General features: G+C 54.1%; 22 protein-coding genes. 9 read left to right on the top strand and 13 right to left on the bottom strand.

Annotation, left to right across the window (positions count from 1 at the left end; all coding sequences use genetic code 11):
* Positions 1–144 precede the first annotated feature (144 nt).
* The 3 genes from rsmD to LPB67_RS14880 are packed head-to-tail and all read left to right on the top strand — an operon-like array spanning position 145 to position 1,653.
* Positions 145–816, top strand: a complete 672-nt coding sequence (gene rsmD / locus LPB67_RS14870) for a 16S rRNA (guanine(966)-N(2))-methyltransferase RsmD (RefSeq protein ID WP_262838061.1) — start codon at positions 145–147, stop codon at positions 814–816.
* A 43-nt stretch (positions 817–859) separates the two neighbouring features.
* A complete protein-coding gene (coaD, locus tag LPB67_RS14875) occupies positions 860–1,354 on the top strand; it encodes a pantetheine-phosphate adenylyltransferase (protein ID WP_262838062.1) in 495 nt (164 codons plus the stop codon).
* Positions 1,355–1,386: 32 nt separating this feature from the next.
* Positions 1,387–1,653, top strand: coding sequence for a YfhL family 4Fe-4S dicluster ferredoxin (locus LPB67_RS14880; protein WP_262838063.1), 267 nt, complete (start codon positions 1,387–1,389; stop codon positions 1,651–1,653).
* A 17-nt stretch (positions 1,654–1,670) separates the two neighbouring features.
* On the opposite strand, the gene LPB67_RS14885 is transcribed toward LPB67_RS14880, so the two are convergent.
* The 5 genes from LPB67_RS14885 to LPB67_RS14905 all read right to left on the bottom strand — a co-directional run bounded on the left by LPB67_RS14885 (position 1,671) and on the right by LPB67_RS14905 (position 7,280).
* The gene (locus LPB67_RS14885; RefSeq protein WP_262838064.1) at positions 1,671–2,810 is read right to left on the bottom strand and encodes a sensor domain-containing diguanylate cyclase; all 1,140 of its coding nucleotides are present in this window, start codon (positions 2,808–2,810) and stop codon (positions 1,671–1,673) included.
* 49 nt (positions 2,811–2,859) lie between these two features.
* Positions 2,860–3,723: an MOSC domain-containing protein gene (locus LPB67_RS14890; RefSeq protein ID WP_262838065.1), complete on the bottom strand. Its 864-nt coding sequence runs from the start codon at positions 3,721–3,723 to the stop codon at positions 2,860–2,862.
* Positions 3,724–3,849: 126 nt separating this feature from the next.
* Positions 3,850–4,179: a hypothetical protein gene (locus LPB67_RS14895; RefSeq protein WP_262838066.1), complete on the bottom strand. Its 330-nt coding sequence runs from the start codon at positions 4,177–4,179 to the stop codon at positions 3,850–3,852.
* Between the two features lie 518 nt (positions 4,180–4,697).
* The gene (gene ychF, locus LPB67_RS14900) at positions 4,698–5,789 is read right to left on the bottom strand and encodes a redox-regulated ATPase YchF (protein ID WP_262838067.1); all 1,092 of its coding nucleotides are present in this window, start codon (positions 5,787–5,789) and stop codon (positions 4,698–4,700) included.
* Positions 5,790–5,912: 123 nt separating this feature from the next.
* Positions 5,913–7,280, bottom strand: a complete 1,368-nt coding sequence (locus tag LPB67_RS14905; protein ID WP_262838068.1) for an MATE family efflux transporter — start codon at positions 7,278–7,280, stop codon at positions 5,913–5,915.
* 394 nt (positions 7,281–7,674) lie between these two features.
* Between LPB67_RS14905 and LPB67_RS14910 the strand changes: the two genes are divergently transcribed.
* From LPB67_RS14910 to LPB67_RS14920, 3 genes are all read left to right on the top strand, one after another.
* Positions 7,675–8,598, top strand: coding sequence for an SPFH domain-containing protein (locus tag LPB67_RS14910; protein WP_262838069.1), 924 nt, complete (start codon positions 7,675–7,677; stop codon positions 8,596–8,598).
* 343 nt (positions 8,599–8,941) lie between these two features.
* The gene (locus LPB67_RS14915; protein ID WP_262838070.1) at positions 8,942–9,421 is read left to right on the top strand and encodes a hypothetical protein; all 480 of its coding nucleotides are present in this window, start codon (positions 8,942–8,944) and stop codon (positions 9,419–9,421) included.
* Positions 9,422–9,425: 4 nt separating this feature from the next.
* The gene (locus LPB67_RS14920; RefSeq protein WP_262838071.1) at positions 9,426–9,626 is read left to right on the top strand and encodes a hypothetical protein; all 201 of its coding nucleotides are present in this window, start codon (positions 9,426–9,428) and stop codon (positions 9,624–9,626) included.
* A 29-nt stretch (positions 9,627–9,655) separates the two neighbouring features.
* On the opposite strand, the gene LPB67_RS14925 is transcribed toward LPB67_RS14920, so the two are convergent.
* The 4 genes from LPB67_RS14925 to LPB67_RS14940 all read right to left on the bottom strand — a co-directional run bounded on the left by LPB67_RS14925 (position 9,656) and on the right by LPB67_RS14940 (position 14,794).
* Positions 9,656–10,753 (bottom strand): patatin-like phospholipase family protein, encoded by a 1,098-nt coding sequence (locus LPB67_RS14925; RefSeq protein ID WP_262838072.1) that lies wholly within the window; start codon positions 10,751–10,753, stop codon positions 9,656–9,658.
* A gap of 19 nt (positions 10,754–10,772) precedes the next feature.
* Entirely contained in the window at positions 10,773–11,348 is a 576-nt protein-coding gene (gene pth / locus LPB67_RS14930) for an aminoacyl-tRNA hydrolase (RefSeq protein ID WP_262838073.1), read from the bottom strand.
* Positions 11,349–11,664: 316 nt separating this feature from the next.
* Positions 11,665–14,100: an FtsX-like permease family protein gene (locus LPB67_RS14935; protein WP_262838074.1), complete on the bottom strand. Its 2,436-nt coding sequence runs from the start codon at positions 14,098–14,100 to the stop codon at positions 11,665–11,667.
* 13 nt (positions 14,101–14,113) lie between these two features.
* Entirely contained in the window at positions 14,114–14,794 is a 681-nt protein-coding gene (locus LPB67_RS14940) for an ABC transporter ATP-binding protein (RefSeq protein ID WP_262838075.1), read from the bottom strand.
* Between the two features lie 208 nt (positions 14,795–15,002).
* On the opposite strand from LPB67_RS14940, the gene LPB67_RS14945 reads away from it, so the two are divergent.
* On the top strand, positions 15,003–15,383 hold the full coding sequence (locus LPB67_RS14945; RefSeq protein ID WP_262838076.1) for a hypothetical protein: 381 nt from the start codon (positions 15,003–15,005) through the stop codon (positions 15,381–15,383).
* Here the strand turns inward: LPB67_RS14945 and uvrA are convergent.
* On the bottom strand, positions 15,340–18,291 hold the full coding sequence (gene uvrA / locus LPB67_RS14950; protein WP_262838077.1) for an excinuclease ABC subunit UvrA: 2,952 nt from the start codon (positions 18,289–18,291) through the stop codon (positions 15,340–15,342). The genes LPB67_RS14945 and uvrA overlap by 44 nt on opposite strands.
* A 190-nt stretch (positions 18,292–18,481) precedes the next feature.
* Between uvrA and LPB67_RS14955 the strand changes: the two genes are divergently transcribed.
* A complete protein-coding gene (locus LPB67_RS14955) occupies positions 18,482–19,666 on the top strand; it encodes an MFS transporter (protein WP_262838179.1) in 1,185 nt (394 codons plus the stop codon).
* Positions 19,667–19,716: 50 nt separating this feature from the next.
* Positions 19,717–20,199 carry a single-stranded DNA-binding protein gene (gene ssb, locus LPB67_RS14960; RefSeq protein ID WP_262838078.1) on the top strand — a complete coding sequence of 161 codons (483 nt, stop codon included), beginning with the start codon at positions 19,717–19,719 and terminating at the stop codon, positions 20,197–20,199.
* Between the two features lie 135 nt (positions 20,200–20,334).
* On the opposite strand, the gene LPB67_RS14965 is transcribed toward ssb, so the two are convergent.
* From LPB67_RS14965 to LPB67_RS14975, 3 genes are all read right to left on the bottom strand, one after another.
* Positions 20,335–20,763, bottom strand: a complete 429-nt coding sequence (locus LPB67_RS14965; RefSeq protein ID WP_262838079.1) for a YybH family protein — start codon at positions 20,761–20,763, stop codon at positions 20,335–20,337.
* A gap of 90 nt (positions 20,764–20,853) precedes the next feature.
* Positions 20,854–21,186 (bottom strand): copper-binding protein, encoded by a 333-nt coding sequence (locus LPB67_RS14970; RefSeq protein ID WP_262838080.1) that lies wholly within the window; start codon positions 21,184–21,186, stop codon positions 20,854–20,856.
* Positions 21,187–21,254: 68 nt separating this feature from the next.
* Positions 21,255–21,770 (bottom strand): cupredoxin family protein, encoded by a 516-nt coding sequence (locus tag LPB67_RS14975; protein ID WP_262838081.1) that lies wholly within the window; start codon positions 21,768–21,770, stop codon positions 21,255–21,257.
* Between the last annotated feature and the right edge of the window lies 1 nt (position 21,771).

Here is a 21,771-nt window from a genome sequence, read left to right on the forward strand (position 1 = left end):
ATAGTGGAAACTCTGGATATGCGACAGATTAGAATCCCGCCATTCTAACAGACGCAAGTTTGTTGGGGCAGCACGCAGACTGCGTCATAATGCGACACTTATGCCATGTGGTAACGAATTAACAGAGTAGATCTTTAAAAAACAATGAAAGCACAAGCCAGGAAACCCCATGCGCCGCAAACAGCCCCAAAGCGGGTACCGCACCAGGTGCGTATCATCGGCGGGCTATGGAAGCGTAGCGTACTCAGCGTAATTGATGCAGAGGGTTTGCGTCCTACTCCCGATCGTGTCAGGGAAACCGTATTTAACTGGTTGACTCATCTGACTGACGGCAGGTGGTCAGCGCTCACTTGCCTGGATCTGTTTGCCGGAACTGGTGCGCTGGGATTTGAGGTGGCGAGCCGCGGGGCTGCCGGCGTGACGATGGTGGAATACCATACGCCTGCGTTTAAGCAATTAGATCAGGTCAGGCAGAAGCTGAACGCCAGCCAGGTGAATTTACTAAGGGGCGATGCGCTGACGATTGTCCAGAGCATGGTGGCGCGCCAACAACAGTATGATCTGATTTTCCTGGACCCGCCTTTTGAGCAGGCTTATCTGCCGAAAATCCTGCCGTATTGTGCAAAACTGTTAGCCGCAGGAGGCCTGGTTTATGTCGAAGCAGAGTATGCATTGCCCACAGAGCCGCTCATGCAAGCGATGCCGGACTGGTTGGCAGATTGGAAAGTGATTCGTGCCGATCAGGCTGGCAGTGTGTATTTTCATATACTGCAACGCAACATTATGACGCATGAGGCGCTAGGAAATCAGGCATAATGCCTCTTCAAATTGGTGCACAGACACAAATGAGGGAGTAAAAATGGTCACAGCTGTATATCCGGGAACCTTTGATCCGCTGACGCGCGGTCATGAAGATCTGGTGCGTCGCGCCTCCGGTTTGTTTGACACGCTGGTCGTCGGCGTTGCAGACAGCAAAAACAAAAAGCCTTTTTTCTCTTTGGATGAAAGATTGTCGATTGCCAACGAAGTATTGGGCCATTACCCGAATGTCCGAGTTGAGAGTTTTTCCGGCTTGCTCAAGGATTTTGTCCGTAAAAACGATGCGCGTGTGATCGTCCGCGGTTTGCGTGCCGTGTCCGATTTTGAATATGAATTTCAAATGGCAGGGATGAACCGTTATTTGCTGCCCGACGTAGAAACTTTATTCCTGACACCTTCTGACCAGTATCAATTCATCTCCGGCACCATCGTGCGCGAGATCGCCATGTTTGGCGGCGATGTGTCCAAATTCGTATTTCCGTCCGTGGACAAGTGGTTGCAGAAAAAAGTAGCCGAACAGGCTCTGAAAGTTTAAGCAAGTAGTGACATGCAGTAGCAGGAGAACGTATGGCTTTATTGATTACAGACGATTGCATCAATTGCGACGTATGTGAACCCGAGTGCCCGAATGATGCGATTTATATGGGGCCGGAGATTTACGAAATTGACCCCCATAAATGCACCGAATGCGTGGGACATTACAAAGAGCCGCAATGCCAGCAGGTCTGTCCTGTCAGCTGCATTCCGTTCAATCCTGCATGGCGTGAAACCAACGAGCAATTACAGGCCAAGTACGAGCGCCTGCAAGCGGACATCAAAGCGGCTCAGCCCTGATGCCTTAGTTTGCTTGTCTAGGTAGATTCGCACACGCGATTGCGGCCTTGGTTCTTGGCACGGAATAAGGCCTGATCCGCATCCTGCAGCAACTCACGGGCGACGTTGTCGATTTTGCCGTAATTCAGGGATTCCGATAAAGTCGATACTCCGATAGAAATCGTGACCTGGCAACTGCCGGAACTGTTTAGCTGAAACGCCTTTCCTGCGACGCTCTTGCGTATGCGTTCCGCTACCAACATGCCGTCCTCGGCACTCGCATTGATCAGCAGTGCGACAAATTCCTCGCCGCCAAAACGTCCCATGGTATCGCTCAGGCGCAGCTCGGCTTTAATCCGGTTGCTGACCTCGATCAGGACATCGTCACCGCCCTGATGACCGTAGCGATCATTGATCTGTTTGAAAAAATCGATGTCGAGATACATGCACACGACGCTGTATTGCTGGCGGCGCGCCCGTCCGACTTCTTCCAGCATGCGTTGTTCGACGTAGCGGCGATTGCTGACATTGGTCAAAGGATCGGTCAAACCCATGTGCGTCAGACGTTCGTTATTGATCACGTTTTCCAGGCAGATGGCGATGATGGACGCCATATGCTCGATGAAATCGGTCGCCATCGTTGCATTAAACCGCGATGCCTGAAAGCTGCCCAGGTTCAGGTAGCCCAATAATTTATTTTGCCGTATCAAAGGGACGATCGCTACGCTGCCCGGTTTTTTTGCACAGGTTGCAAACATCTTGCCGTGGTCTGTTTGATTAAATATACCGAGTACCGGCTTGCGCAATGGTTCGCCGCGTATGCGCAGGTCGAATTCGTTTTGCACAAAAAAGAGAGATGGAAACTCTTCAGGACTAATGTTCAGTTCGCCAATGATTTTTTGCAGACTCTTTTGTCTGTCCAATAGACCTAGCGTCACGATATCCAGCTCTGACATTTTCGCCAGCGTACTGAAAATATTTTCGACCAACTCGCGGAAACTACTAGTGCTGATCAGCTTCAGGTCAAAATCCTGGTGGCGCGACATGATTTGTTGATTCTGATGCGCATGTTCCAGCAAATTCGCCAACTGGTTGCGCAGCATAGCGTTTTCTCTGCGCAGTTCATTGATCGTATATTGCGTGCTCAGATCCAGCGGCGGTGTGGCACCTGTCCCCATATCAGCTTTCTTGTGTGTTAGGTATCCGGGTTGGCCCAGTTTTTGTTGATTAGAATGCTAACTGAATATCGACCTGATCGCCAACATGAATATCGCTACCGATCCCTTTTCTGACGATCAAATTCATTCCGAAAGTGATGCCGCCATCCAGCAGGGGATTAGCACGATAGGTCTGCAAAATATCGACCGGATCCGGTCCGGCTTCACCGCTTAACTGATCGACCGCCGGGATAGTGCAGCGGGTGCAAGGCTTGACGGGCTGGAGTTGTATCTCGCCAGCCTCGTGCAGAATAGTGAAAGAACCCGCATAGTCCTCTTCAAATGCCTCGATGCCGGACAGCACAATATTCGGGCGGAATCTATCCATAGGAATCGCCGGACGTCCCTGCGCCACCAGTTTTTGATTCAGATCCTCCAATGATCCGGTGGATGTCAGCAACAGCGGATAGCCGTCGGCAAAATGGGTAGGCGCATCCTGCTCGCCGGTCCATTTGCGGCTAGCCAGCCGCCGTGAACTGGCATCAAAACGCACCAACCGGCATGGCGTTGCCAGGACCTGGCTAAACCATGCCGATACTGGCTGATCATAAACACGTGCCGTTACCACATCGTCCCACACCTGTACCGAAATACGCGGCGCGTCTTCCAGAGCATCTGGGTTTAAATCGATACCCAATAGGGGCATGCCGGGGGCACGCAGGATCATAGTGGCACCCTGTATCTCTGGCCGGATCAAGGCCATCCGCGGATATTCGCGTTGACTGATGAACAGACCGTCCTGATCGACCAGCATCCATTCCCTGTCGTGGACAGACCCATGCGACAAGCCCGCAGCGCTGACGGTTGCACTGGCGAGTGAAATGCCGGCGCAGGATTTGATGGGATAGAGGCTAAGTGCAGTGACGGTCGGCATAGAGTCGTGGAATGATGAAAATGTGCTGGATACGACAAACCTGTATGTTACCGCAGGCGTTAAACGAAAAATCTACAGATTAGTCTTTTGTTAGCAGGCGCTGTTGAAAGTCCGCTCGCTCACGGACTACTTGCGCAGTATTCGCACAACGGCAATGATCGCGACGATCAACGCAATCGGTCCCACCCACCAAGCCAGCCCCAATAGCGACGATGTACCCCGCAGAGTCCAAGCGGCCAACCCGAGCGCGATTCCACCAAGGCCAACGAACAGAAGTAGCCATTTTCCGATCCATTCGGATGCCTCGCCAAACATGTGGTCGTCCGGATCTCCCATGCTCATAGCGAGAAGAAAAAACGGGGCAGTCGAAAGTGCCAGCCCCCACTTCGGTGCGCCGAACTTGACGGCAAGCCAGGGCGGGATGGCAAGAACAAGCAGCAACAAGATTTTCATCATTCTTTTCGCCGGAGTTGGGGTAGTGAGCAGACAACAAGAGGGAATATGTGCGGCCTAACGTGCTATATATTGCAAGATGCCAATTTAACATGGAAGCTTGCGATATAACATGGAAACTTAGCTCTCCGGAAGCCTTCCTGATTTTTTGGCTCTTGCGTAAATATGCTGTGCATATGTGCAGTTGTAACAAAACCGACAAACCACGCAAGCCGCCATTGTGTTCCATGCGCTTGCTCGATCAGATGTGCGAGCGTATTCGGTACAGGCATTGCCATGCTCCCGGCGGAAAAAACCTATTTGTACTGGGTGCGGTGGTATATCCGGTGGCATGGTTTGCGGCCCTCGCGCGATACGGAAGGTAAGGAGAGGTAGCAGCATTTTTGTCCGTGTCGACATGACTCACACCAACGAGCCTCTACGAAAGCCGGGGCGATTCAAGATACAAAAAAGCCCTACTTTCATAGGGCTAGCTTGATATTTTGAGACTGTATGAAGTGCGGTGATTTGATGTTTCCTGCTTAGACGTTAAACAAGAAATTCAATACATCCCCATCCTTGACTACGTATTCTTTACCTTCGGCGCGCATCTTGCCTGCTTCCTTGGCGCCGGTCTCGCCTTTGCAGGCGATGTAGTCGTCAAATGCAATGGTCTGTGCGCGGATGAAGCCGCGTTCAAAATCGGTGTGTATCACGCCGGCTGCTTGCGGCGCCGTGTCGCCTACATGGATGGTCCAGGCCCGCACTTCTTTGACGCCCGCTGTGAAATAAGTCTGCAGGCCGAGCAGTTTGAAGCCGGCACGGATCAGGCGATCCAGGCCGGGTTCTTGCATGCCCATATCGGCCAGAAATTCCGCTTTGTCGGCATCGTCGAGGTCGGCGATTTCCGATTCAATCGCGGCGCAGATCGCCACGATAGGTGCGTTTTGCGATTGGGCGTAAGCGCTCAGCTGATCGAGCAAAGGATTGTCCTTGAAGCCGCTGTCAGACACGTTTGCGACGTACATCGCCGGCTTGGCGGTGATCAGGCACAGCGGCTTGATCAGCAGCATTTCTTCGGCATCCAGGCCGAGTGCGCGTACCGGTTTGGCCTCGTTCAATGCGGGCATGATGCGCTCTAACAGGGCGACCAGTTTCGCTGCGTCTTTATCGCCGGAGCGGGCTTTTTTATTTTCGCGGTGTATGGCTTTTTCTACCGTGCCCATATCGGCCAATGCAAGTTCGGTCTGGATTACTTCGATATCATCGAGCGGGCTGACTTTGCCGGCGACGTGGATCACATTGTCATCTTCAAAGCAGCGCACCACATTGACGATGGCATCGGTTTCGCGGATGTGGGCGAGGAATTGATTGCCCAGGCCCTCGCCTTTGGAGGCACCGGCGACCAGGCCGGCGATATCGACGAATTCGACAATCGCGTTTTGAATGCGTTCCGGTTTGACGATGGCGGCCAATTGCGCGAGACGCGGGTCCGGTACTTCGACCACGCCGACGTTAGGCTCAATCGTGCAGAAAGGATAGTTTTCTGCCGGGATGCCTGCTTTGGTCAGTGCATTAAACAGGGTGGATTTGCCGACGTTAGGCAGGCCGACGATGCCGCATTTGAGACTCATGATAGTTTGCCGAGTGGGTAAGATTAACCCGCTATTTTACTTGAACATCCGGTCGCTAAGGCAGTTTCGCGCAGAATCGGCGGGTTTGACCTGTTTTTGGCAGCGGTCGCAGGGTGATGATGATCAGGCTCTCAGCCGGCGATGCGAGACCCGATGCAAGTAAATCAGAAGCGCAATCGCGGCAATCGTTAAACCAACCACCAGCGATATCCAGAATCCGGTCGCTGCCATCGGCTGGGCCGGACGCCACGGCAGCCACGCAGGCGCCAGTCCCAATGCGCATCCCAGCGGAATGCAGACGCCCCAGAACGCGGCGAGGTGGATCAGCATCGGCGTGCGGGTGACCTTATAACCGCGGATTGCCGATGCAGCGGCAACTTGCGCGCCGTCAGAGAGCTGGAACAGCGCAGCGAGTAATAATAAATTGATCGTCACCTGCTGTACCGCTGCGTCGCTGGTGTAGGCGGCGGCGATTTCGTGACGGAATACGGTGATCAGCAAGGCCGAGATAATGGCAAAACCGAGTGCCATGCCGACCCCGACCCAGGATGAAAAGCGTGCTCTGTGCGGATCGTTTTCACCCAGGGCCTGGCCCACGCGCGTGATTGAGGCGATGCCGAAACTCAGCGGCACCATGAATACCAGCGATGAAAAATTCAGCGCGATCTGATGGGCCGATACTGCGGTGACACCGAAGCGGGCGACCAGCAAACCGATCACGCCAAACGCACTGACTTCGGCAAAATACGTGACCCCGATCGGCAAACCGATGCGCAGCATGCTGCGGATCTCATGCCAGTTCGGCGCTTCGCGATGGGTGAACGGATAGGTGCTCTGGTAGGCCGGCGCTTTTCTGATCCAGCAGATCATCGCAGCCAGCATCAGCCACAAGCCAACGCCGGTCGCAACCGCACAACCCGTCGCGCCGAGTTGCGGCAAGCCCCAGTGGCCGTAAATCAGCAGCCAGTTGATGCAGATATTGAACGCCAGTCCGCCGATCGCAATCAGCATCACCGGCTTGGTCTGATTCAGGCTGGCGGTATAGCCGTACAGGGCGCGATAACAGGCAAAAGCCGGCAGGCCGATGCTGATGACATGCACGAATTCAGCGGCTTTATCGCGCACACTGTCTTCCAGATACAGGTGATCGAATACCAGGGTCGACAGGTTTAGCAGCACACACGCCAAGACGCCGACACCGAAGCCCATCCACAAAGATTGACGGACGATATGCGGAATCTTGTGATCAGCGCTGGCGCCGACTTCATGCGCAACAATGGCGTTAATGGCCATCATCACACCCATCACCGTGACCAGCACGATAGACCAGAGCGAGGCGCCCAGCGCGACCGCGGCGAGATCGTTGGCACTGGCATGTCCTGTCATTGCCACGTCAGATACGCCCATGCCGACGGTGGCGAGCTGACCGATCAATACGGGCCATGCAAGCTGCCACAAGGCACGGGATTCGGTGAGGATTTTTGTTTTCATAAGGCGGGTGAGGCAAATAGCGCGTACGGCTGATGCGATAGAGTCGGTTTTTGCATCAGGCAGACAGAAATCATGCTGCGAAGAAATCAGCATCTTACCTTATCCGGAGTTTCAGGCTTGAATTCAGGGTTTGGATTTATATTTGGACTTACGCAACAAGCAAAACCTCTCGCCACCGCGACACAGGGGCACAGAGAAAAAACGAAGCCGCAAGCCGGGTGCGCCTGCTGGCACGAAATGTCCCTGCAAGCCGCATCCAGCCTGCGGGTTCAATGTATATGGTGGTAAGCAGCTTACTGTTTGGCATAACTCCAATATAGATTTTTTGACCTTGACATTCGATTTACTTGCTACTAAAGTGATATCACTTTGATTTCATTGAGACGGAGAATATATGGACAAATCTAGCAAACCAGCTGGGGTAGCCGGCAACAAAGTCTTGATGCATGAACGCATCCATGCATCTCCCGATGGATATCTGATGGTGGCGGTCGGCCTCTTGCTGATTGCCGGTGGCGTTTACTGGGCATGGTCGGGCGCATCTGATCTTGATGTGGCTCGTCTGCTGATCAAATTGCTGACCAGCGTGCTGGGAGCCTTCTTGCTATCGGGGCTATATATGCTGCAACCGAATGAGGCGGCCTTGCTGTCCTTGTTCGGACAATACGTCGGCACGGATCGCAATCCGGGTTTGCGTTGGGCGAATCCTTTTTATGCTGTGCGCAAGGTCAGCTTGCGTGCCCGCACCCTGAATTCGCCGACCTTAAAAGTCAACGACAAGCGCGGCAATCCGGTGGAGATTGGCGCCGCGATCGTATGGCGTGTGCAAGATACGGCGCTGGCTCTGTTTAACATCGACGACTTCGAGCGCTTCGTGAATGTGCAGGCAGAAACCGCGATCCGTCATCTGGCATCGCAATACGCGTACGACGAAGCCGATGATGTTCCTACCCATGAAATTACTTTGCGCGCTGGTCTCGATGAAGTCACCAAAGCCTTAAGCATAGAGCTGGGCAAGCGGTTTGAATTTGCCGGTATCGATGTGGAGGACGCCAAACTCACGCACCTCGCCTATGCGCCGGAGATCGCCCAGGTCATGTTGCGCAGACAGCAGGCCGAAGCGATTATCAGCGCCCGTAAAAAGATCGTCCACGGCGCCGTATCCATGGTCGAGGAAGCCTTAAAAGGTTTGTCGGAACGTCAAATCGTGAACCTCGATGATGAGCGTAAAGCGGCGATGGTCAGCAACCTGCTGGTGGTCTTATGCTCGGACAAAGAGACGCAGCCGATCATCAATACCGGTACGCTTTACAATTAAGATCGAGCGCTGCACTTAATTAATAGGACTTCCACAAAAACCAAAACCTCTCACCACAGAGACACGGAGACACAGAGAAAAGGCCAGAGAAAAGACTCCATGGTGTGTCGGTATGAAAGTGAACCCGCAAGCTGGCTGCGCCTGTTGGCACGAAATGTCTCTGCAAGCCGCACCCAGACTGCGGGCGTGCTGTAAATGGTGTTAAGCAGTTTTCTGTTTTGCGTAAGTCCTGATTAATTCTCACATTGACCGGGGTTTGTATGCCGCCGTTTTATTCGTCATCAATAACATAGTCAATCGATCAATCGATTTAAAAAATTGCAAAAAACTGAGGAAAATAGCAGTGAACCAAATCAAATATCAACAAAGCCAGTGGATCAAAGTATTGTGGATCACGCTGCCGCTGATTACCTTGATCGTGATGATGTTAGAGACCAATGGTCAGAACCCAGCGGAGCGGCTGCGCGCCTTACTTACCATTGCCGCGATCAATTGCCTGGTGCTGGGTTTGCTGGGCCGTCTCACGATCAGGATCGATAGTACCCATCTGCGCTGGCATTTCGGTCTGTTGGGCTGGCCGGCCTGGAAAGTTGCGTTGAGTGAAATTCGCCAGGTTGAGTTGTGCCAGACGCGCTGGACCGAAGGCTGGGGCATTCGTTTGACAACGCAGGGCATGCTGTACAACGCCGCAGGCAGCGGCGCTGTGCGTATTACGAAAGCCGATGGCAGTTCGCTGCGCTTAGGTTCTGCCGAGCCGGACCGTTTGTACGCGCAATTACATCAACTGCTGGACTCATCGATTCTCAACTCAGCAACGCGCTAACAACATGGCCAGTCCGGGGAAAAAATCGTTTTTACTGCGTATCGATCCTGCATTATGGGCAGAGATCGAACGGCTCGCAGCGCAAGAACTGCGCAGCAGCAATGCGCAAGTCGAATATCTGCTGAGAGATGCGCTTGTCCGGCGCGGCCGGACGCCGGACAGCATGCCAGCGCCAGCTACCGATCAAGACGAGGCAGGTTCCTAGTTGCTGATGCTGAAATTTTGATTGCCAACTCAGAGCGGCAATACCTGACTCAGATCCGGTCGCTCGACAAACGCCACAAACGCATCGCGCATGCGGGCACTTTCTGCAATTGCCAGCTTCCAGTTCTGGATCCGGAAATCATGATTGCTGCCGTAATAGAAAAAATCTTTACGGTCGGGTAATTTGCCGCGCGACAGGGTGCGCAAGAACGACGGCGAGGGTGAGATCATGATCACGTTATCCAGCCAGCTGCGGTTTTCTCCCAAACCGGCGCGACGCCAGGGCAAGGGTTTGTCCAGCCAGCCCGGCACGATGTGATCGGTGAAATGCGGGTACAGGACCAGGCCGCCGTCTTTGCCGCCAGTCAGGCGTGAATACGGCAGCGCCAGATGATAATCGATGATGCCGCCGTCCCAATACGTGCCTGTCGGCGCATGCGGAATGTGGCGCACCGGCTCCATGATCAGCGGCAAAGTACCCGATGCCAATAAAGCCGGCACCAGATTGTCCGGCGTCAGCGAAGAAAAATGCGTATCGAAATTGTCGAATTTCGCCTTCAGCCAAAACAGCGGGTCGCGCATATCGCCGATCACCACCCTGTCCATATGTTTCGCCAATTTGGCGCGCGAGGCCAGATTCGAGAACGTCGCTGCGACAAACCCCGCCTTGGCCTTAGCGCTGCTTTGCGGTGCCGCTAACCATCCGCGACCGCGCACTGCCAGCAGATGCAAACGATGCAAAGGCTGATGCACGATTTCATCTTCATGGCCGCCGATAAAATCCTGCAACAGACGCTGAATTTCATCCGTCACATAACGCGCAGAAGGCTTCTCGGGATAGCGCTGTTCGCAATACAAATCGCCCAGACGCTGAAACGCCGCAACCGGATCGGCATGACTCGCCGCGGCCATGCGCCAGGCACCGATCGATGCACCGATCAGGCTGCGTTCGCGCGGCGCCGCGGGCAACCATTCGCCAAACAGCCACTGATCAAGAGCTTGCAAAATCAGTCCCTTGGGGCCGCCTGCCGCAGCCGGAATGACCGCGATATCGCTGGCCTGCAAACCGTTGTTGCGGAGATGTTCCAGGGCGATTTTGCCGGCATGAATTTGGATGGCTGAATGCATTATGTCGTGATTTTTTTATTTATTTTATGGTGTGCAATTGCGTCGTCGCCGCAGGAAATTTTCCCTCCACCAGCATGGGGATAATCTCCAGGCTGCGGGCAATCGATTCATCGATCAAAGGCTGTTCTTCTTTGCGCGGACGATGCAGTACGAAGTCGGCGACGCCTTGCTGCAAGTTCAGGCTGCGCGGATGACCGATGCCGATGCGCAGTCGCCAGTAATCCTGCGTTCCCAGGGCCGCCGTAATATCTTTCAATCCGTTGTGACCGCCGGATGAGCCACCGAGTTTTAATTTGGCGATACCTGGCAGGATATCGAGTTCATCATGCGCCACCAGCATCTGATCGGGAGTGATTTTATAAAAGCGGCAAATCGCAGCGACCGACTGGCCGGAGCGATTCATAAATGTTTGCGGCTCCAGCAGCCACACGTCTTCGCCGGCAATCCGTGTTTTTGCCACCAGAGCGTTGAAGTTTTTATCGCGTTGCAAACCATTTGTCGCGAGTTGATCGACCAGCCAGAAGCCAGCGTTATGGCGGGTCTGTTCGTATTCGGGGCCGGGATTTCCCAGGCCAACTATCAATCGTATTGTCATTGCTTGGGCAGTTTCTTGTGTTTTCTTACAGGACCAGACCGGTGAGATAGGTCGTGCTGACTGTTTGCGCATTCTCGTCATCGGCGACGACTACCGCGCTGTGGAGATGAGCGGCGATTGCCTGAAAAACCATGTCTCTTCATCTTGCATATTTTTATGCAAGATGAATCGATGGCTATTATAACCAAGCCCAATTGCAAGCCGGAAAAACAAGAGTTCAGAAGATTAAGCGACATGGTGCAGAGAACGCAAAGAACAGTTTCTTAGTCCGCGTTCTTTGCGTCTCTGCGCCTATTTTTCTTTTTTGCGTCAGGCCCTAAGCATGCAGGGAAAGGGAGAGCTGCTTGCTCATGGCATGCTTCGCGTGAAGCAGGACCGCGATCAGGGCGATCGCGCATGACCAGGCCAGCGACAATAGCAGGGTCCAATAAGCGATGGGAGCACGTTCGATGTAGCTTGCCAGGTACAGTTCGATCAGGAATGCCGCAATAGGCAATCCGATCATGGCAGAAACCAAAGTCAATGTGCCTATTTCTTTCATGACCAAGCGGGAGATATGCCGTTTGCGCGCACCGTATAGCTTGCGCAAGGCGATTTCCTTCTCACGTCTTTGCACGGTATAGGCTGACAGCGCATAGGTGCCAAACGCCGCGATTGCCAGAGCAATGCCGGTAGAGATGGCCAGGAGCGTCGTAAGCCGCTGCTCTTCGTCATAGTTGGCATCGAGGATTTGTTGGGCATGATGCATATCGAGCGTCTTGTCGGGGAAAAAATTTGCCCACAGGCTTTGCACCGTATGCTCGGTGGTCGTGAGCGAACCCCGGCTGCGGATGCTGAGCGTCGTTCCCGCAGTCCATAGTTCATAGGCGATCGCGCGCGGTATTTCGTGCAGCGAATGAAAACGCAGTTCAGGCGCAATGCCAATGATGCGTTTATTTGCCAGCTTGCCATCGGGCAGGGTATAGACCAGAATTTTGCCGACCGCGGCCTCGGGTGAGCTAAAGCCCAGCTGGCGCACTGCAACGGTATTGAGCACCATAGGTTCGGCATCATCTTCCTTGTCTAGGCCGGTATCAAACAAACGTCCGGCCAGCGGTTTTATTTGGTAGATATCGAAGAAGTTTGCGCTGACGGATTTCATATCGGGCGCAATTCTCGCTCCGCCGGGAAGCCGGATATCGAGCAGCCAGGGATTGATATATCGACCAACCGCATCGGCGGATATGGCGGTACCGGCGACATCGGGTTTTTGCGCAAGCGCCGCCATCAGGCCGTGTGCATTCTTGCTGTCTTTGACTGGCTCAGGTAGGTCGATCACCAGGATCTGTGCCGGATCAAAGCCGGGCGCTGCGCGAATGGCGAAGTCGGCCTGCCAGGCGATGGCAATGGTAACGCTGGCCAGCCCCATGGCCGTGGCGATCTGCAAGACCGTCAGCAGCCTGCGCAATTGCCTGCCTTGCGCGGATTCGCTACCGGGGCGTCCCGCCAGCACCTGGCTGGGCCTGGTCCGGATGGCGATCCATGCCGGATAGATGGCGCTCAGTACGCCGAGCAGAATACCGATGGCAACGGCTGCCGTAATATTGGTAACAGAGAGGACACTTTCGAGCTTGCGATTCATCAGTTCGGCAAACAATGGCAAGGCCAGGTAGGCAAGCAGCAAGCCAAGACCGGTTGCCAGCAGCGACACCAATAAGGACTCGGCGAGGAACTGCAAGATGAGCTGCCGTGTACCGGCGCCGAGCACCTTGCGCATACCGATCTCACGTTGACGACGCAAAGTGCGGATGGTCGCCAGATTCACATAATTGATTGCTGCCAGTACCAAGATCAGCAGCGCGATGGCAGTCAGCCCCTTGATGACGACCGGATCGCCACGGTCCCCCGGCAAGCTAATCGGGTTGTTGGCAACCTCGCGATCGAAATACGCATCCCGTAAAGGCGACAGGCTGAGATCCATGACTTTGCGCTTGCCGAGGCGTTCCCTGGCGTCGGGCATCACATTGTTTTGCACGCCAGGCGCATGATCGACCAAGTCTTGCAGGGTTGCCGTGATCGCCGCAATCGAACTGCCAGGCTGTAGGCGAATAAACAGCTTGCCCGCCGACCCATAGGCTCCGGTGAGCGCTTCCGTGCGTTCGGGATCGGCCAGGAGAATGGAATTTAACCCGACCATGGCCTTATACGGAATGGTCGTGTTATCCGGCGGATTGCGCAGGATGGCGGCGACCCGCAGTAGCTTGTCGCCGGCCTGAATACGCAGACCCAGCGCCTGCGATTTACCGAAAATTTGCAATGCCGATGCTTCGGTGATGGCAAGGTTCTCCGGCCGTTCCAGTGCGGCCTTTAAATCGCCCTCGATGACCTGTACCCCGAGCATGTCCGCGAAGCGTGGCAGCACGGGAAGGATCTTGAGCTTGGTTAAACGATTGCCTGCGCGGATCGAGTCTGCGGGGCGTCGCAGGTAGCCCGTTATATCGACGACGCCAGGTATTTTCATGGCAGCTTCGCGCAACGCCAGCGGCGCTTCATCAAACCAGACTTCGGCCGGATCGACGTTGTAACGATGTTTGATCACATACACCTGATCCACATCCGGCACCTGGGCATTGTATTCAAAGGCATAACGCACGAAGCCCAGCATCAGCAGGCAGACGGCCAGGCCAATGCCAAGCCCCAGAATTGTCACTGCCGAATATACAGGTTCCTGAGCCAGGACGCGCCAGCCAATCCGGAAATCTCTTAGCTTCATGATGTTCTTCCGGTCAGGCTGCTTGCAGGGCATCAATCACAATGCGCCCGTCGAGCAGGTGCAAGGTGCGTGATGCTTGTGCCGCATGCGTAGGGGAGTGCGTGACCATCACCACGGTCGTACCTTCGGCATTGATTTTGCGCAGCAGACGCATGACCTCGTCGCCATGGGCTGTGTCAAGATTGCCGGTAGGTTCATCGGCTAACAGCACGGCCGGATTGGCAATCAGGGCGCGGGCAATTGCCACCCGTTGCTGCTGACCGCCCGAGAGCTGCGAAGGCCGGTGTCCGGCTCTGTGGCTGATGCCCAGCTTTGCCAGCATGGCAGCGACTCTTTCCCGTCTTTCCTTTGCCGGAGTGCCTGTGTATTCCAGTGCCAGCGCTACATTCTCGGCCACGCTCAATTCCTCGATCAGGTTGAAACTCTGGAAGATGAAACCGATACGGCCACGCCGCAACTGATTGAGTTTGCTCTCGCTGCGGCCCGCGATATTCTGGCCTTCAAAAATATATTCGCCCTGACTGGGTACATCAATTAAACCCAATAAGCCGAGCAAGGTGGATTTGCCGCAGCCCGACGGTCCGGTGATGGCGACATATTCACCGGCATCGATTTCAAGATCAATCTGGTCCAGTGCGGTAGTCTGTACTGCGCCGCTGATATGGATTTTGCTGACGCCTTTGAGCTTGATCATGAGAGTTCACTTTCCGGGTTGATGTATTGAGTCTTATTGCAAAGCCTGTGCCAGGTAAAAATACGCCGCTTTTGGGAAGAAACGCCACAAAAACACCGCTGAAATTGAAAACTGTCCGCAATCGGACAACCGGCATCGTCCGATTGCGGACAGTGCATTCATTTTTCCCATGCATTTCCCCGATCGATTATGCCGATCGATTGCCCCGATGAAAACTGTCGCCGGTATCATTTATTTTTTACAGCTTCTAAAAGAAAAAGGTGCTGTTTCCGTATTGCAGGAAACAGCACCTGAAAAAAACATACTGAATAGATATCGTGTAACTCAGCTTATAGGACTTACGCAAAAACCAAACCTCTCACCACAGAGACACGGAGACACAGAGAAAAGGCGAGAGAGGAAAGGCACCATGGCGTTTCGATATTCAAATGGACCCGCAAGCTGGGTGCGCTTGTTGGCACGAAATGCCGCTGAAACCCTCATCCAGCATGCGGGTTCAATGTACGTTGTTGTAAGCAGCGTGTCGTTTTGCGTAAGTCCTGAGCTTATTTGCTTTTCTTCAACAGAGGCCCCAGATACTTGCCTGTGACACTGTCGGCATTGACCGCGACTTGTTCCGGCGTACCGGTCGCGATAATCATGCCGCCGCCAGCCCCGCCCTCCGGTCCCAGATCGACGATCCAGTCGGCGGTTTTGATCACGTCCAGATTGTGCTCAATGATGACTACGGTATTGCCCTGGTCGCGCAGGCGATGGATGACTTTCAGCAGCAAATCGATATCGTGGAAATGCAGGCCGGTGGTTGGTTCATCGAGGATGTATAAGGTACGGCCGGTATCGCGTTTGGATAATTCGAGCGACAGCTTGACGCGCTGCGCTTCACCGCCCGACAAGGTGGTCGCGCTCTGTCCCAGGCGGATATAGCCGAGGCCGACGTCCAGCAGGGTGTGCAGCTTGCGGGCGATGACGGGAACCGGTTTGAAGAATTCATACGCGTCTTCTACCGTCATGCTCAGCACTTCATTGATGTTCTTGCCCTTGTACTGAACTTCCAGAGTCTCGCGGTTGTAGCGCTTGCCGTGACAGACGTCGCAGGGCACATACACGTCCGGCAAGAAGTGCATTTCCACCTTGATCACGCCGTCGCCCTGACAGGCTTCGCAGCGCCCGCCTTTGACGTTGAACGAGAACCGGCCGGCGCTGTAGCCGCGTTCTTTGGCTACCGGCACGGTCGAGAACAGATCGCGGATCGGCGTGAACAGGCCGGTGTAGGTTGCCGGATTCGAGCGCGGTGTGCGACCGATCGGGGCCTGGTCGACGGAGATGACTTTATCAAAATGTTCCAGGCCGCTGATGCTGTCAAACGCCGCCGGCTCCGTCTGCGAACCGTACAGATGGCGGGCGGCGGCTGGGTACAAGGTGTCATTGACCAGCGTCGATTTGCCTGAGCCCGATACGCCCGTCACGCAGGTCAGCAAACCGACCGGCAATTTCAAGCTGACGTTTTTCAGATTGTTGCCGCGTGCGCCTTCGATCACGAACTGTTTGTCCAGACTGAATTGGGTGCGTTTTTTCGGCACCTTGATTCCCATCGCACCGCTCAGGTATTGCGCAGTCAAAGAGCGTTCGCTCTTCATAATGTCTTCCAGGCTACCCTGGGCAATCACTTCACCGCCATGCACGCCGGCGCCAAGGCCCATATCGACCACAAAGTCGGCGCAGCGGATCGCATCTTCATCATGCTCGACCACCAGCACCGAGTTGCCGATATCGCGTAAATGCTTCAGCGTTTCTATCAATCTGTCGTTATCGCGCTGATGCAAACCGATCGAAGGCTCATCCAGTACATACATGACGCCAGTCAGGCCGGAGCCGATTTGCGATGCCAGCCGAATACGCTGCGCTTCGCCGCCGGACAAGGTATCGGCGCTGCGGTCCAGCGATAAATAATCGAGTCCGACATTGTTCAGGAAGGTCAGGCGCGAACTGATTTCCTTGATGATGCGGTCGGCGATTTCTCTCTTTGCTCCCAGCAACGTCAGTGACTCAAAGAAGCTCAGCGTAGCGCGCAAAGGCAGGGCGCTGATTTCATAAATCGCTTTTTCCTGTGCGCCGTTGCCGACCTTCACATAACGTGCTTCGATCCGCAAGCGGGCGCCGTTACAGCTTGGGCATTGTTTTTCGTTGATGAACTTGGCGAGTTCTTCTTTCACCGCCATCGAATCGGTTTCGCGGTAACGGCGTTGCAGATTATGGATCACGCCTTCGAAGGTATGTTCCTTGATCACGGTGCGGCCGCGTTCATTGATATACGTGAACGGGATATTTTGTTTACCCGATCCGTACAAAATGACTTGCTGCGCAGATTCCGGTAATTGCTCGAACGGCGTATCGATGTCGAAGTCGTAGAAGGCAGCGAGATTCGACAGCATCTGGAAATAGAACTGATTGCGTCGGTCCCAGCCTTTGACCGCACCACTGGCCAGCGATAAATTCGGGAAGGCGACAATCCGCTTGGGATCAAAAAATTCGATATGGCCGAGTCCATCACATTCCGGACAGGCACCCATAGGATTGTTGAAGGAGAACAGGCGCGGCTCCAGTTCTTGCAGCGAATAACCGCAGGTCGGGCAGGCAAATTTATTCGAAAATAATTGCTCGTGGCCGCTGTCCATATTCACGATCAGGGCGCGGCCATTCGCGATGCGCAGCGAAGTCTCGAAGGATTCCGCCAGCCGCTGTTTGATCTCGGCTTTGACCTTGACGCGGTCGATCACGACATCGATCGTATGCTTTTCGGTTTTCTTTAACTTAGGCAGATCATCGACTTCAACGATCTTCGCATTGTGGGTACCGCTCTGCACGCGGAAGCGCACAAAACCTTGCGCCTGCATCTGTTCAAACAAATCCAGATGCTCGCCTTTGCGATTCGCAACGACCGGCGCCAGGATCATCAGCTTGGTATCTTCCGGCATCGCCAGGACGGTGTCGACCATCTGCGATACCGATTGGGCCGCCAGCGGATTTTCAGGATGATCGGGGCAATACGGTGTACCGACCCGGGCGTACAGCAAGCGCAGGTAATCGTGGATCTCGGTCACGGTGCCGACGGTCGAACGCGGATTATGCGAGGTAGCTTTTTGCTCGATCGAAATCGCCGGCGACAAACCTTCGATCAGATCGACATCGGGTTTTTCCATCAATTGCAAAAACTGGCGCGCATACGCCGACAGCGATTCGACGTAGCGGCGCTGCCCTTCCGCATATAAGGTATCGAAGGCCAATGAGGACTTGCCCGAACCCGACAATCCCGTGATCACCACCAGCTTATTACGGGGCAGATCGAGATTAATATTCTTTAAATTGTGGGTGCGCGCGCCACGAATCCGGATTTCTTCTTTCTTCGGCGCAACGAGACCGGCACGGTCAAAGTCAATTTCTGCCGGTTTGGAGGCTTTAGCCGATTTTGAGCGAACTTTGGCCGTATTTTGTGTCATATCAACTGCTTTCCAAAAGGATGATGTGGCGTCCCGCGATTTTGATGTGGGAACAAGCAACCTGATACTATAACGGGTTTTTGAAATTTAACGCGGATGACGTATCCGCTTTGTTTCTGCCCTGTTTCCGTAACTCATTGGTATTATGACTTTTGCTACACAAACCAGCGTGCATCATCTGCCCGAAGGCATGAGTCGCGCTGAAATCCGTGCCGGCAGTTCGCTGGCGTCTATCTTCGCTTTACGCATGCTGGGCTTGTTCCTGATCTTGCCGGTTTTTGCAATTCATGCAAAATCCCTGCCTGACGGCGATAACGCGACCCTGGTTGGTCTGGCGATGGGGATCTATGGGCTGACTCAGGCATGCTTGCAAATTCCGTTTGGGATCGCATCGGATAAATTCGGTCGCAAACGCATTATCGTGATTGGCCTGATATTGTTCGCCTGCGGTGCATTGATCGCTGCTTTGTCGCACACCGTCATGGGGATCCTGATAGGCCGGGCTGTGCAAGGTGCGGGTGCCATCTCTGCAGCGATTACCGCGCTGATCGCCGACGTTACCCGCGAAGAGCATCGCACCAAGGCGATGGCGATGGTCGGCGGTTCGATCGGACTCACTTTTGCGCTATCTCTGGTCGCTGCTCCGGCACTGTATCAAGGTATCGGCATGGACGGTATCTTCAGCATGACGGCATTATTGGCGGTCGCGGCGATTGCCGTCGTGATCTGGGTGACTCCCGCCGCCCCCGCGACTACGCAAGAAAAAGTAGCTTTCAGCGTCGTGCTGAAAAACCCTGAACTGATGCGCCTGAACTACGGGGTGTTCGTTTTGCATCTGACGCAGGTCGCGATGTTTGTCGTTGTCCCGTCGGCGTTGATTCAATACGCAGACATGCCCCTGGCGTCGCATTGGAAAGTGTATCTGCCGGCCGTACTCGGGTCTTTTTTTGCGATGCTGCCGGCGATCATCATCGGTGAAAAACAAGGCAGGATGAAACAGGTATTCATCATGGCGATCGCTTTATTGCTCGCAGTGCAGATCGGTTTCTGGCAATTTTTGAACAATCCGGCGATGTTGCTGGGATTATTGTTTGCGTTTTTTCTGGCTTTTAATATTCTGGAAGCCAGCCAACCGTCCCTGGTATCGCGGATCGCGCCGCCAGCCGCCAAAGGCGCTGCTTTGGGCGTGTATAACACCTTGCAGGCGCTGGGTCTGGCTTGCGGCGGCCTGCTCGGCGGCTGGGTAAAACAGCATGCCGGAGCATCTTCCGTATTTGCTGTAAGCGCCTTTCTGACCCTGCTCTGGCTTATAATCGCAAACAATATGCCAGAATTGCCGCGTCGCGCCAAAGCCTCGCAGCAGCTTCCAGCCTAAAGAATTAAACACTTGAATGACAGAAATTTACTGAATTACAGGAGAAACACATGGCATCCCTCAATAAAGTCCAGATCATCGGCAATCTCGGACGCGACCCAGAAACGCGCTACATGCCTAGCGGCGACGCCATGACCAGCATCACTGTAGCAACCACAGAGAACTGGAAAGACAAAGCCACCGGCGAGAAAAAAGAACAAACCGAATGGCACCGCATCACTTTTTTCGGCAAGCTCGCCGAGATCGCCGGTCAATACCTGAAAAAGGGTTCGCAAGTCTATGTAGAAGGCAGCCTGCGCACCCGTAAATACACCGACAAAGACGGCGTAGAAAAATACGCAACCGACATCAAGGCAGACACCATGCAAATGCTGGGCGGTCGTCCAGGCATGGGCGGCGGCGCACCGATGGACGAATACGGCGGCGCACCGGCAGCCCCGCGCCAAAGCGCACCGGCACCGGCGCCACGTCAGGCACCGGCTTCCCGTCCGGCGCCGAATTTTTCCGATATGGATGATGATATTCCGTTTTGAAATATACCTGAACCAAATAGGTAAAAAAGCCCTGCCAGACGTAATGTCTGACAGGGCTTTTTCTTGCTTTACTTTTTATATATAGATTTAAAGACGGACCTATCAATTTCGATGGCGCAGTACCGCATCTCAGATTTATTTCGGCTTACGCGACGACCAATGCACATGCGTGATGAGCCATGCATCTCCCGATTTTTGCAAGAGCGCCGTTTCGGTGCCGAGTATCCGGACTTCCTTGTCTTTGATGGTCGCCCTGGTCTCGGTCTCTTCCCAGATCACCGCCAGGCTGCCATCGATGCGCTCGCTGTGTTGCAATACTTTGCGTGTCGAGGTTTTAGCGAAGGCGATATCTTCCGGCAGATGATGCCCGGCATAATCCGCCCGCGAGCGTTCGACGTATCCGGATTCATAGACCGTGACATCGGGGGCCAATAATTCGCTGGCTTTGGCCTGGTCTCCTGTTGCCAGTGCGGCATAAAAAGCAGCGAGCGTCTCTTTAGGTTCGCTGGCATAACTCAAGCCGGTCAAGGCGCTTAACAAAGCCAGTGTGATGATTTTAAACATGGGACATATCTCCGGTAATTGCAACAGATGAATAGCACCGGCTTGCACCTATGCTCAACATAGGCTGGCCGGCATCAGTGAATACGCTGTTTATTTCACGACTTGAATTGCCGTCACCACCATCGCGCCGTCGGCTTTTTCTACTTTGAACTTCACCTTGTCTCCGGCCTTTAAGGTATCGAGTGCCGCAGCATCTTTGATCCGGAACACCATCGTCATGCCTGGCATATCCAGGTTCTTGATTTCGCCGTGTTTGATGGTGATTTTGCCGGCGCTCTTGTCGATTTTTTTCACTTCGCCATCGGTCATGTCGGCACTGGCAACGGACGCTGACGCTGTAGACATGGCTGGATCGGCTGCCATAGCCGTGTGGAATGCACTGGCAGCGAGTATGCTCAGGGCAAGAGATTTAAAAATTTTCATGATGATTCCTATTCTTCATTCAATAAGTAAAATGATCGTGCAGCCGCTTGGCTGCACGGCATCAATCATTAATGCTGGTGTTCGTGGGCATCGGCGTGAGTGACTGATTTGCCTTTGGCGACCGAGACTTTGCCCTTCATGCCGGCATCGTAGTGGCCGGGTTGCAGGCAGGCGAAATCCACCTTGCCAGCCCTGGTGAATTGCCACACGACTTCGCCGCTTGCACCGCCGGCCAGCGTGATCATGTTGGGATCGCTGTGCTCCATTTCCGGATTTTTCTTCATGACTTCGTAATGCGCTTTCAATTCTTTCTCGGTACCCAGGACGAATTCATGTTTGAGGCCGCCAGAATTTTTAATCACAAAACGGATGGTCTCGCCTTGCTTGGCCACGATATTCGACGGCGTAAAGCGCATGTTGTCGGTCATGTTGACATTGACGGTACGGGTAGCGGCAGTCGCGACGCCGGGTTTGCCGATGGCATCGCTATCATGCTCGTGGGCGTGTTCGTCATGCGCCAATGAGACTTGCGAGGCCAGCGCGAGGCTGAGGGCGACGACGAGCGGGAGAATACGGGTTTTCATC

The sequence above is a fragment of the Undibacterium sp. Jales W-56 genome, from assembly GCF_025548535.1.
GTDB lineage: Bacteria > Pseudomonadota > Gammaproteobacteria > Burkholderiales > Burkholderiaceae_D > Undibacterium.